This window comes from Mucilaginibacter sp. (assembly GCF_039921305.1).
In the GTDB taxonomy this organism is placed as follows: Bacteria; Bacteroidota; Bacteroidia; order Sphingobacteriales; family Sphingobacteriaceae; genus Mucilaginibacter.
In genome coordinates this window covers 1-12,178 of sequence record NZ_JBDSCA010000021.1, presented here as the reverse complement: position 1 = coordinate 12,178, position 12,178 = coordinate 1, and the positions used below count along the sequence as shown (strand labels likewise).

General features: G+C 47.2%; 15 protein-coding genes and 1 pseudogene. 14 read left to right on the top strand and 2 right to left on the bottom strand.

The window, feature by feature from the left end; all coding sequences use genetic code 11:
* The first annotated feature begins 178 nt into the window (after positions 1-178).
* From ABIN91_RS04880 to ABIN91_RS04815, 14 genes are all read left to right on the top strand, one after another.
* Positions 179-832, top strand: coding sequence for a hypothetical protein (locus tag ABIN91_RS04880; protein WP_348049062.1), 654 nt, complete (start codon positions 179-181; stop codon positions 830-832).
* Between the two features lie 55 nt (positions 833-887).
* Positions 888-1,220, top strand: a complete 333-nt coding sequence (locus tag ABIN91_RS04875; protein WP_348049060.1) for a DUF4134 domain-containing protein — start codon at positions 888-890, stop codon at positions 1,218-1,220.
* A 58-nt stretch (positions 1,221-1,278) separates the two neighbouring features.
* Positions 1,279-1,614: a DUF4133 domain-containing protein gene (locus tag ABIN91_RS04870; RefSeq protein WP_348049058.1), complete on the top strand. Its 336-nt coding sequence runs from the start codon at positions 1,279-1,281 to the stop codon at positions 1,612-1,614.
* Positions 1,601-4,084, top strand: a complete 2,484-nt coding sequence (locus ABIN91_RS04865) for a TraG family conjugative transposon ATPase (RefSeq protein WP_348049056.1) — start codon at positions 1,601-1,603, stop codon at positions 4,082-4,084. Before ABIN91_RS04870 ends, ABIN91_RS04865 begins: the two co-directional genes overlap by 14 nt.
* 2 nt (positions 4,085-4,086) lie before the next feature.
* The gene (locus ABIN91_RS04860) at positions 4,087-4,464 is read left to right on the top strand and encodes a hypothetical protein (protein ID WP_348049054.1); all 378 of its coding nucleotides are present in this window, start codon (positions 4,087-4,089) and stop codon (positions 4,462-4,464) included.
* Between the two features lie 107 nt (positions 4,465-4,571).
* Positions 4,572-5,243 carry a conjugal transfer protein TraI gene (locus tag ABIN91_RS04855; RefSeq protein WP_348049052.1) on the top strand — a complete coding sequence of 224 codons (672 nt, stop codon included), beginning with the start codon at positions 4,572-4,574 and terminating at the stop codon, positions 5,241-5,243.
* A complete protein-coding gene (locus ABIN91_RS04850) occupies positions 5,227-5,913 on the top strand; it encodes a hypothetical protein (RefSeq protein WP_348049051.1) in 687 nt (228 codons plus the stop codon). Before ABIN91_RS04855 ends, ABIN91_RS04850 begins: the two co-directional genes overlap by 17 nt.
* Entirely contained in the window at positions 5,900-6,565 is a 666-nt protein-coding gene (locus ABIN91_RS04845) for a TerB family tellurite resistance protein (RefSeq protein ID WP_348049046.1), read from the top strand. The genes ABIN91_RS04850 and ABIN91_RS04845 overlap by 14 nt, the downstream gene beginning before the upstream one ends.
* Complete coding sequence (gene traJ / locus ABIN91_RS04840; protein ID WP_348049044.1) at positions 6,562-7,764, top strand: conjugative transposon protein TraJ; 1,203 nt, start codon at positions 6,562-6,564, stop codon at positions 7,762-7,764. Before ABIN91_RS04845 ends, traJ begins: the two co-directional genes overlap by 4 nt.
* Positions 7,765-7,835: 71 nt before the next feature.
* A complete protein-coding gene (gene traK, locus ABIN91_RS04835) occupies positions 7,836-8,453 on the top strand; it encodes a conjugative transposon protein TraK (RefSeq protein ID WP_348049042.1) in 618 nt (205 codons plus the stop codon).
* Positions 8,454-8,511: 58 nt separating this feature from the next.
* Entirely contained in the window at positions 8,512-8,670 is a 159-nt protein-coding gene (locus ABIN91_RS04830) for a hypothetical protein (protein ID WP_348049040.1), read from the top strand.
* 41 nt (positions 8,671-8,711) lie between these two features.
* Positions 8,712-9,779: a conjugative transposon protein TraM gene (traM, locus tag ABIN91_RS04825; RefSeq protein ID WP_348049038.1), complete on the top strand. Its 1,068-nt coding sequence runs from the start codon at positions 8,712-8,714 to the stop codon at positions 9,777-9,779.
* 1 nt (position 9,780) lies between these two features.
* Entirely contained in the window at positions 9,781-11,058 is a 1,278-nt protein-coding gene (locus tag ABIN91_RS04820) for a hypothetical protein (protein ID WP_348049036.1), read from the top strand.
* Positions 11,059-11,124: 66 nt separating this feature from the next.
* Positions 11,125-11,304 (top strand): histone H1, encoded by a 180-nt coding sequence (locus tag ABIN91_RS04815; protein WP_348049034.1) that lies wholly within the window; start codon positions 11,125-11,127, stop codon positions 11,302-11,304.
* 174 nt (positions 11,305-11,478) lie between these two features.
* Here ABIN91_RS04815 and ABIN91_RS04810 read toward each other — a convergent pair whose 3' ends face one another.
* The gene (locus tag ABIN91_RS04810; protein ID WP_348049032.1) at positions 11,479-11,748 is read right to left on the bottom strand and encodes a hypothetical protein; all 270 of its coding nucleotides are present in this window, start codon (positions 11,746-11,748) and stop codon (positions 11,479-11,481) included.
* 45 nt (positions 11,749-11,793) lie between these two features.
* Positions 11,794-12,178, bottom strand: a pseudogene (locus ABIN91_RS04805) (hypothetical protein); the annotation flags it as partial.

Genomic DNA, 12,178 nt, shown 5'->3' with positions numbered 1-12,178 from the left:
TAAATGCCCGATTATATATCGTGCCCGGCAGGATGATTCTCATAAATAGCTCAAAAACAAGCAGTTGTAAGCAATCTTTCTGAAGCGTTTTTGACTGGCAATTCTGCTGCGCCTCTTGAATCAATTTTGCTTTATCAAAACCTGCCGCAATGGAGCGGCAGGTTTAAAAAGCAAAACTATGTTACATCAAATCACCTGGCCGCAGTACCTGCTCTTTGTGGGTGTAGGACTGCTGATCTACTACGGAGTGCTCTGGCTGATCGATTTCAGCAGGAAACCGGACGATGTTCCCAAGGGGACAGGCCAATCAAGAGACAAAGAAAGCCCCGAACCTTTAACAGAAACCACGAACGATGACCTGTTAGGGCGGCCAGCCGATGAGTACGGGGTCAGCACCCTGGACAGCGATGAGCTGAATTTTGGCCCGGCAAAGGAGGATGAAGCGTTCTTTGAAGAGGAGGAATCAAACGAGGGTGAATTTTTGCCCGAGTTAACACAAGAACCGGCAGCATTAACATCGGAAACGGGTAGTGATGAATTGTTACAGGGTGATATAGCGGATCTGCTGGAGGATATCAAGCCGGTGTTTCACTTTATCAGGGAACATGACCCGGAGGACAGGGATACACTGATACGGCTGGCCGTAAATAAGATAGAATTATACCCCGGCGTCCTGCAAAGCGAATTGCTGGAACCTGTACTACAGGAGGTTTGCGACAACGCACTTTCCGAACTCGGTTTGGAAGTTAGTGCCGAAGAGTTGCTAAACCGGATCGTTTATAACCGTGATTTCGGGCAGGCCGTATCTATCACCAAACACAGGAAAGATTAGCTATCCCCATTCAACTAGTCATTATATCAGATTCAACAACATCAAAACCATTCCCATGAAAACTCATATTCCCTATAGTCCGAAAAAACAAGCGCTGTTAAAAACTTTAATGTTCGCTGCGGCCCTGCTGACCATCAATTATTGTTTTGGCCAGGATGGTTCGGCGGGCATTACCGAAGCGACCAATAAAGTGAAAAGTTACTTCGATGCAGGCTGCAACCTGATGTATGCCATCGGTGCCGTGGTCGGCATCATCGGCGCTGTCAAGGTATTTGGCAAGTGGAACGGCGGCGAGCCCGACACCAACAAGGTAGCCGCGGCCTGGTTCGGCTCCTGTATTTTTTTAGTGGTCGTCGCCACCGTACTCAAGTCATTCTTTGGCTTATAAATATTTATCAAACCATAAAAAAAGTCTCCCCAACCGGGGGGACTTAGAGGAGGCAATCATGAGTTCAGTCTATCATATCAATAAGGGCATTAACAAACCGATAGAATTTCACGGGTTGAAAGCGCAGTACATTGGCTACCTGGCCGGTTGCCTGGTGGGCCTGCTGATCTTATACGCCATCCTGTATATCAGCGGGGTCAATGCCTATCTCTGCCTGGCACTGATCGGCGGCACGGGCACGGCTTTATTGACGACCATTTTCCGCCTCAGCCACAAGTATGGGCAGTATGGATTATTGAAAAAGAGCGCAAAGAGAAGCATTCCGGCTTTTCTGAAATTCCGCAGCCGTAAAATATTTATTCACCTAAAAGCATCAAGTTATGGTAAACATTGAAAAGATCCTGCCCATTTACAAAGTCGAAAATGGTTGCATCGTTTCCATGCAGGGCGATATTACCATTGCCTGGCGGGTAGCGTTACCAGAGATATTTACCCTGTCCGGCAGTGATTACGAAGCCTTCCATCATGCGCTGATCAAAGCCATCAAGGTGTTACCACAAAACAGTATCTACCACCAGATGGATGTATTCATCAAAGCTTTGTACAAAGCTGTGGCGACCAAAGATCAGAGTTTCTTATCGGCTGCCAGTGAACGTTTTTTTGATGGCCGCCCTTACCTGGAACATACCTGCTATATGCTGATCACTAAAAAGCCGGACGACCGCAAAGCCGCCAGCAGCGGCTACTCCGGCCTGATGCGTAAATCCATCGTACCAAGGCAAACCATTGATCCAGGCCTGTTTCAGGATTTTAAGGAAAAAGCAGGGGCCTTTGAGCGTATCCTGTCTGACAGTGGTTTCGTTAACCTGCACAGGCTGACCGATGATGAACTGGCCGGAACGAAAGACAAGGCCGGGTTGATCGAGCAGTATTTGTTCCTGCAAGGGGAAAACGAAAGGCCGATGCTGAAAGACGTTCACCTTAAAGATGAGATCAGGATCGGAAATAACCATTGTCAATTGTTTGCTTTATCAGATGTAGAAGACCTGCCAACGCTATGCGGCAGCCGGGTCAATTATGACCGCTACAGCACCGATAAGACCAAGTTCAGCATCGGCTTCGCCTCGCCGTTGGGTTTGCTTCTGGATTGTAACCATTGTTATAACCAGTACATTTTTATCGGTGATGCGCAAAAAACGATGAAGGGGCTGGAAAAGAAAAGGTTGCGCCTGCAATCCTTATCGGCCTATTCAAGAGAGAACGCTCTTGCCAGGGATGCCACTTCGGATTTTTTGAACGAAGCGATCAGTGAACAAAGACTGCCTGTCAAGGCACATTTTAATGTTTTAGCCTGGACAGACAGCGCTGAACATGTGCAGGAGATCAGGAACAAGGTCGGTTCTGCGATGGCACAGATGGACGCGGTAGCCCGGCAGGAAACAGACGGTGCGCCGCAGATCTGGTGGGCAGGTATCCCCGGTAACGCGGCGGACTTTCCGCTCAACGATACATTTGATACATTTTTGGAACAGGCAACCTGTTTTTTAAACCTCGAAAGCAATTACAGGTCATCCCAAAGCGGTTTTGGTATTCGCCTGGGCGACCGGCTCTCCGGTCGGCCGGTCAGGGTCGATATTTCGGATGAGCCAATGAAAAAGGGTTTTATTACTAACCGTAACAAAATGATCTTAGGGCCGAGCGGTTCCGGTAAATCGTTCTTTACCAATCACCTCAACAATGGTTATTACGAACAGGATGCCCATGTGGTGATCGTGGATGTGGGCCATAGCTACCAGGGGCTTTGCGAACTGGCGAATGGCTATTATTTTACTTACAGCGAAGATAATCCGATCAGGTTTAATCCATTTTATATCGCCAAAGGCGAAATACTCGACATCGAAAAAAAGGAAAGTCTGAAAACACTTTTGCTGGCGCTCTGGAAAAAGGATAATGAGGGCTATACCCGTTCGGAATATGTAGCCATCTCTAATGCTATCACGCTGTATTATGTTCACCTGAGAAAGAACCCGGCAGTATTCCCCGGCTTTAACTCCTTTTATGATTTTTTAATGCAGGAATACTTACAGGTCTTGAAGGACGGCAACGTATCGGAAAAGGATTTCAATATGGGTAATTTCCTGTATGTCTTGAATCCTTATTATAAGAACGGAGAATATGATTACCTGCTCAATGCGACCGAAAACCTCGACCTGCTGAACGAACGCTTTATCGTGTTCGAACTGGACAATATCAAGTCGCACGAAATCCTGTTCCCAGTGGTCACCATCATCATTATGGAAGTCTTTATTTCCAAGATGCGGAAACTGCCTAAAAGCGTCAGAAAAGTCATTTTGATAGAGGAAGCCTGGAAAGCGATAGCGAAGGAGGGGATGGCAGATTATATCCGCTATTTATTTAAAACCGTCCGTAAATTCTTTGGCGAAGCCATTGTGGTGACCCAGGAGGTTGAGGATATTCTCAGTTCACCCATCATCAAACAGGCCATTGTCAATAACAGTGACTGCAAGATCCTGCTTGACCAAAGCAAGTACCAGAACAAATTTGACGATGTGCAGGCATTATTGGGCTTAACCGAAAAAGAAAAGGCGCTCATTCTCTCTATGAACAAGGCCAACGACCCTGATAAAAAGTATAAAGAAGTGTTTATCAGCCTTGGCGGGCAGCACAGCAAAGTTTATCGTACGGAGGTAGCCCCTGAAGCTTATTGGGCCTATACTACCGAAGCATCCGAAAAAGCGCGGGTGCAGGAATTGGCGGCGCAATTGGGCAGCATGGAAAAAGCGATAGCAGCCATTGTTGCTGAACAGCAAAATCAAAGTATTAAACAAAATCCATCCAACTGAATATGAAAACGAACCTTTTACTGATGGGCATCGCGGTTATCGGATTAGCCGCCTGCCATACTGAAACTGACCACACCAAAGCGTTTATTCCCGGCACCTATGTCAACCAGGCGCAAAGCGAGTTCAGTATAGCCAATGACACGCTGGTGATCGAAAAGGCAGGTAGCACCGAGAATATTTACCTGATCACCCGAAAAACGGGTTACCGGCGCATTCAGAATGGCAAACTCCTGCCGCAGCAGCATCAGGTCAAGCGCTGGACAGGGCAATGGGATCAGCAAAAACAATTTTTGCTGGTCATGCAAACGGGAAATTTCCTGCTTTTTCAGCCGGAGAAAAAGAACCTGTTGAACGGCGCCAGCGAATACTGGAAGCTGTAGAAGCTATAGCCCCTAAAGGGGGAACAATGGGTTAAACAAATCAACAAAATTATTCACTATTAAATATCACCCCTTTCGGGGGGTAAGGGGGGCTTATGAAGAAGTATATGGTCATTTTACCACTTTCAGCGATGACGTTGTTTGTGGCGTTACCCAAAGAAGCTGATGCGCAGATAGCCATCGCGGAGGTTATTAAAGCGGCGATTGTCAAAGTGATCAAAGCAATAGACCTGCAGGTACAGCGGATGCAGAACAAAACCATCTGGCTGCAAAACGCCCAAAAGGCGCTCGAAAACCAGCTGTCCAAACTCAAGCTGGACGAAATCTCCGGCTGGTCAGAAAAACAGAAAGAGCTTTACGGGCAATACTATACCGAATTGTGGCAGGTCAAATCCCTGATCGCCTATTATGAACGAATCCGGCACATTACCGAAAAACAAGCCGCGCTCATCAGCGAATACAATCATGCCTGGAGCCTGCTCCGGCAGGACAGGCATTTTACCACAGAGGAACTGGCCTATATGCAGAAGGTGTATAACGGGATACTACAGGAGAGCATCAAGAACCTTGATGAAATTTTAGTGGTCGTCAACTCTTTTAAAACGCAGATGACCGATGCTAAACGCATCGAACTGATCAATAAGGCTGCTGACCGTATTGACACCAATCAGAGCGACCTCAGGCAGTTCAATAACCAAAACTACATCCTCAGCCTGCAACGGGCTAAAAGTGAGAACGAAGTTTTAACCCTGAAAAAGTATTATGGAATCAAAGAATAAGGTTAAAGCAGAAAGGCAAAAGCTGAAAAGTTTTTTAAGCCCCTTTAGGGGTTTGGGGCTTCTTCTACTCATGTTTCTTTCATCCGCTGTTCATGCCCAAACGTTCGCCGAATGGTGGAACCAGAAGAGTACGCAGATCAAGTATTTGGAACAGCAGATCGTGGCCCTGCAGGTCTATGGAGGCTATATCAGGAAGGGTTATCAAATCTCCCGTAATGGTTTAGGCAGCATCAGTTATTGGGCCAGGGGCGAATTTAACCTGCATTCGGATCATTATACCTCGCTCAAAACAGTAAACCCCGCCATCAGGGATAATCCCAAAGCATCAGCCATTGCGGACTATGCTACCGCCATTCCGGGCCAATTTGACCAGGTGATAAATCTGAACGGAATGACTAACGACCTCGAAAATTATATCGGGGTGGTGCAGCAAAAAATACTGGATGAATGCAGTAAAGACATTTCCGAACTGCAATTGGTCATGACATCCGGCAAAGCTGAAATGACGGACGACGAGCGGATCAAGCGCCTTGACCGGCTCTACGCCGCGATGAAAGACAAGTATGCCTTTACCATGACCTTCTGCGGCCAGGTCAAAATGTATCTGCTGCAAAATAAGAACGAAAACCAAAGCATTCAAACCCTAAAGCAATATTATGGAATCAATTAAGAAAAACTTCCGGACTTTCCGGCCCCGGACTTTCGGACTTCTTTTAAGCTTTATGCTTTCGGCTTTTAGCTTTCGGCCTTGCCACGCGCAGGCTTACGAGATCGAACAATTATTGCTGGACGTAGAAAAGCTGACGCAGTTCAAAGCCATCCTTTCGGATATGCGGCAGGGTTATACTATCCTGACACAGGGCTACGGGCAGGTAAAAGACCTGGCGCAGGGCAATTTCAGTTTGCACCAGGTTTTTTTAGATGGTTTGTTAAAGGTTAACCCCGAAGTGGCCAAATATGCGCGGGTCGCGGATATTATCGCAGATGAAGCGAGTATTCTTTCAGAATATAAGAGAGCGTACAAGCGGTTTAATAATTCCGGCCTGTTCAAGGCATCCGAACTTGACTATATCGCCAGTGTCTATAGCAACCTGACCGGCGCCGCTTTAAATAATATCAACGAGCTGGCGGATATCATCACCGCGTCCAGGTTGCGCATGTCCGATGACGAGCGCCTCAGCGCTATAGACCGCATTTATGCCGATACCAATGACAAGCTGCAATTCCTCCGAAGTTTCAACAGGCGAACATCCATGCTGCAAATACAGCGGCAACAGGAACAGAATGATGTACAAACACTTCAAAATCTTTATCACCCATGAAAAACAAACTCATTTACATCCGTGCAATCGGGGTACTGCTACTGCAAGTGCCACTATTTGCACGGGCCGATGGCCTGGCTGATGATTTAAAAGGGATGCAGCCGATACTCGACAATGTGTACAGCCAGATGATCCCGCTTTGCAGCCAGCTTATCGGCGCCGCGCGGGGCATAGCGGGTTTTGCAGCCCTGTGGTTCATTGCTTCCCGGGTATGGCGACAGATCGCCAACGCCGAACCGCTCGAATTTTATCCATTGCTCCGGCCTTTCGCTTTGGGCATGGCGATCCTGTTATTTCCGGCAGTGATCAGCCTGATGAACGGGGTTTTACAGCCCGTGGTCAGCGCTACCGGCAGCATGTTGCAAAATTCCAATACCGCCATCGCGACTTTGCTGGCGCAAAAACAGGCAGCTATTAAACAAACGTCTACATACCAGATGTATGTTGGAGAAAACGGCGATGGCAGCCGCGAAAAATGGTATGCCTACACCCATCCTGATGATCCGAACGGCAGTAATGAGGGTATTATGGATGGGATCGGCAACGATGTTAAATTCTGGCTGGCCAAGCAGAACTATGATTTCCGTAACAGTATCAAGCAATGGTTATCAGAAGTGCTGGAGGTAGTTTATGCTGCGGCATCGCTTTGTATCAATACGATCCGCACGTTTTTTCTGATCGTACTGGCGATTTTGGGCCCATTGGTATTCGGGCTGTCTGTATTCGATGGCTTCCAGCATAGCCTGCATCAATGGCTGGCCCGGTATATCAATATTTTCATGTGGCTGCCCATCGCCAATATCTTCGGCAGCATCATCGGCAAGGTACAGGAAAACATGATCCGGCTGGACATTTCGCAAATACAAAGCCAGGGGGATACTTATTTCAGTTCGACGGACACGGCTTATACGATATTTCTTTTGATCGGCATTGTCGGTTATTTCTCCGTTCCGACTGTGGCCAACTTTATTGTTCACGCGCATGGCGGTAACGGGATGCTGCAAAGGGTGAACAGTATCAGCGCGGGAACGGCCAGCACTGTTGTCTCCACCGGCACTACAGCAGCCTCGGCAACTGGTTCAAGAATGGCCGAAGGCGCAAAAAACCTGGCTAATTTTCCTAAGCATGTCATGGAGGGCTACAACAGTAGCGGTAGCACCGGCGATTATCAGAAAGACAAATTATCGGGAAAGGTTTAATTAACAGAATGATTCACCATTAGAAAAAAGTCCTTGCGCTAACCAGCGCGGAGGATTTAGGGGGGCTGCTCATGTTCACACAACTCAAAAATATAGATACCGCTTTTAAGCATATCAAACTGTTCAGCTATTTGCTGATTGCGGCCTGCGTAGCTATCAGTTGCTTCGCCATTTATAAAAGCTATCAAAGTTCGGCCAGCGATAAAAACCACATTTATATCCTGGCGAATGGTAAGGCGTTGGAGGCTTTTGCGGCAGACCGCAAAGACAATATCCCGGTAGAGATCAGGGATCATGTAAAAATGTTCCACCATGATTTTTTTACGCTTGACCCGGATGAAAAAGTGGTACAGGCCAATATTACGAAAGCCCTATACCTGGCCGACGGTTCGGCTAAGACCGCTTATAATAATTTGAAAGAATCGGGTTATTACACCAACCTTATTTCCGGCAATATCAGCCAGCAGATCGAGGTGGACAGTGTGGCTCTGGATATGAACCAATACCCGTATTATTTCAAATGCTTCGCTACAGAAAAGCTGATCCGCTCCACATCCACCGTAACGCGCAGCCTGGTCACGCAGGGTTATTTGCGGAATGTGTCCCGTTCGGACAATAACCCACACGGTTTTTTGATCGAAAAATGGGAAACACTGGAGAACAAGGATTTAAACACCACCAATAAATAATATGGGCCTGTTCAGTAGAAAACCCAAGACGGCCAGGCCGAACCGGGTCATCAACCACATGGGGCAAGTCATTGACCAAAAGCAAAGGCAGATCGCCGTTTACCTCGACCGGAAAACGCAGCACTGGAACGGGGCATCGAAGCTTATTTTGTTGGTCACCATCTGCCTGGTATTCGGTGGTGCCAGTTTATGGCTGCTCATCCGGGCCTGTTATTAGTAATCAATTTAATTATCACCTGCTATTTAAAAATCAGAATCATGAAACAGCTTACATCGGAACAACAACAAAAACAGCGAAAGTTTTTACTGGTACTGCCGCTATTGATCCTGCCCTTTATGACAATGGCCTTTTGGGCCCTGGGCGGCGGTAAGGATAAAGTCAATAATCAGAACGCCGTCAGTAAAGGTATCAATACCGAACTGCCGGAGGCGCAATTCAAGGACGACAAGCCACAAAACAAATTGAGCCTCTACGACCAGGCAGCAAGAGATTCGGCAAGTACGCAAAGCAAGGTGGGGAGCACCGCATTTGGAAGCATGAAAAAGGATACAGCCCGCTATCTGAGCTTGAAAAATACCGTTGCATCAGCCAACGAAGCAGAGATCAATCAAAAGCTGGCACAGATCAGGCAGCAAATTAATCACCCTGAACGGGCGGTAACACCGCCTGTTAGTCCTGTAACGCAAAGCAACCCCGAGGCGGACAGATTGGAGAAGCTGATCAAAACCATGCAGGGGGGCAAAACGGAAGACCCGGAAATGCAGCAGCTATCAGCAATGCTCGACAAGATACAGGCCATCCAAAATCCCGACCTGGCCCGCGAAAAATTCAGGCAGCAAAGCCCGCCAACAGTACGCGACACATTATTCAGAGCGGTTCCTGCCGCTGTCGACGGTGACCAAAAGGTTTTGCAGGGCGGTATCGTCAGGCTGCGATTGCAGGATACCATGAGCCTGAAAGGTTTATTGCTGCCCCAAGGCCAATTGCTATTCGGAAACTGTACCATCGTCAACCAGCGACTGTTGCTCAATATCAAAAATATCCGCATCGGTACCGCAATCATCCCGGTTGATTTAACGGTATTCTCCTTAGACGGACTCAGCGGTATCAACGCGCCGGAGGCAGAACTCGCGGATGCAGCAGGGAGCGGCTCCGGCAACGCCCTGCAAAGCATGACTTTCCTACCGATGGATCAGACTTTGGCTACCCAGGCCGCAGGGGCCGGTATTGAAACAGCGAAAAGTTTATTCAGCAAAAAAGTCAGGCGGATCAGGGTGAAGCTCAAAGCGGGTACAGCCGTGTTGCTGAAAATCAACAAAAACTGATATGCGGCTGGAAACAAAGTATGCGGAAGCGATCATTAGCCTGCTGGAAGATGCACAGGATGTAGGCTTGCCCCATGTCGTGTTTGAATTGCAACCGGCTGATACCGATTTGCAACCTCACCAACTGGAACTTTTCGAAACAGCCGGTGAAGCCCTGGATTATCTGGACGCAAAAGCAGGTTACCAGCCGCGAGCAAGCGAAGAATATCCCTTTTACTACCGGCACGCCGACCAGTTGCTGGAAGAATTAAAACAAGCGAATCCATTAACCATAAATAACATTAAGATGAACTTAAACAATTTAGAAGACCTGAAAAAAGAGGTCAGAGACTTAGGCTTTAATCCTAAAGTAGCGGACGAACTTGAAAAGAACATGAAAGCCCTGCCGGGCTATTTTACGATGAAAGACCAGTTTCCGGGCGATAAAGGTTTGGTTGACATGACCCTGCATTTCCGCAAATCGGGCCAGTCGGATTTCTATTCGTTTAATAAGTACGAGGTAACTGCGGGTAAAGTGGCGCCAACGGTGGCGGGCCAGCACTACATGGTCTTAACCGAGAACAAGGAGAAAAAAGACAAACCGTTGGTAAAAACTTTTGACAGCCCGAACGAAGCCATAGAGTTCTTTAAAAAACAGAAAGGCACCAGTGAATTAGGTCTGGGCGAAAGCGCCGAAAGCAAACAGCTTTTAGCCAGTATGGATAAAGGCTCAGTCAATTATATCAATAAAGAGTTTCGTTCTGCATATTTCAGCCCCCCTGTCAAACAGACTTTCTATATCAAAGAAGGTAACGGCTTCACCGCCCGCCAGGCGGCAAATCTGGTGCAAAACCGCACCGTACACCGGGACAATATGATGACCCGTGACGGCGAACCCTACAAAGCGTGGATCAGGCTGGACTTTGACCAGAAAAAGGACGACTATGGCAACCATAAATTCAAACAGTTCCATGATCCTTCCTTCGGCTTTGATCTGGAAAAAACGCTGAACAATTACAAGATCAAGGAGTTGTCTGACCCGGTTAAAAAAGAAGCTATCAAGGAAGCCCTAAGGCAGGGTGACCGGGTGGAAGTTACCGCTAAAGCTGCCGATGGCAAGGACATTAAAGTGTTCGCCGAGGCCGTGCCGCGCTATGGCAAGCTGGATTTCTTTAATGATAAAGGAACCCGCCAGAAACGGGAACAGTTTGAAAAGCCGGCGGTGGAACTTTCAACTGGCAAGGGACAAAATCAGGCCAAAGAACAGCAACAGGAACAAAGACAGGGTATGAGGATTTGATCCTGCACCCGTTGCATACTACTATTAATTCACCAATTTGTATTCATTCATTAAATTTCAAACATCATGAAAACTTTTCAGGCATTAAAAGAACTCATCAACACCGCTGAAGCGGATGCAGTTAAATTCTATGAAAAAGAAAACAAAATCGCTGGGGTAAGACTCCGCAAATCCCTGTTGCAGGTCAAATCATTGGCACAGGATATTAGGAAAGAAGTAACCGGGTTAAAAACAAAATCAGCGTAATAAATAATCTATCCTTTTATTTCGTTCAGCCGTCCCGGATCATTTCGGGGCGGCTTTTTCATATCTCTGGTTTGATAATGCAATTCAGATATAGCAGCAGGACTTGCAATCTTTCTGTCGAAATACCCATCTGCACAACATTGCCGGAAAAAGGTGATTGGAAACATAGACGATTTATTCGTCCGGTTCTTTACCTTTTTCAATTTCAACACGCTGATCGCTATACTGAAACATGATCTTATTTTCATATCCCGGTTCAAACGTATGTTCCAACTCTTTAGCGAGCGCGTCGAAGTCATTCGGGGACAAATACCACTTCAAATAGAAACCGGGTGCCAGCATGAGGGCGTGCAACTGGTATGGATTGATCGGCTTATAATCACCTTCAGCTTTATCCAATTGGTTCCAGCTATCAAGAAATTCGTACAATTCTCCTTTTTTCATAGTTCGTTTTTTAATGATCAACGCTATTATTTAACGCTCAATCGTTTACATTTGATAGGGGTACATGCTCCTTTCTTCCTCATCCGGTTGATCCCAGGCCAGGCCATAGGGTGCGCCACCACCGGTATACCCGGCGATATAGGCGAAATGGTGACCCTGCTCGCTGTCATCCAGGTGAGCGTTCAGTTTCTCCTCCCTTTTTTTATGCTTTTGTTTAGTCAGTTCCATTACAGATCGTTTTACACATTCTTCATATTCAGCGGTAATGGTTACGCCGAGCAGGCGGAGGTCAATAATACTATCCGTGAGCCCGGTGCGAAACTTTTTAGCATAGCTGTGCACCAAAGCTTTACCCTCCAGATCAGTGAGCGTCAACCAATGTTTAGCCTTTAACAGCCGGTTCCCGCGCTTTAAGGTCGCCTTTTGCGGC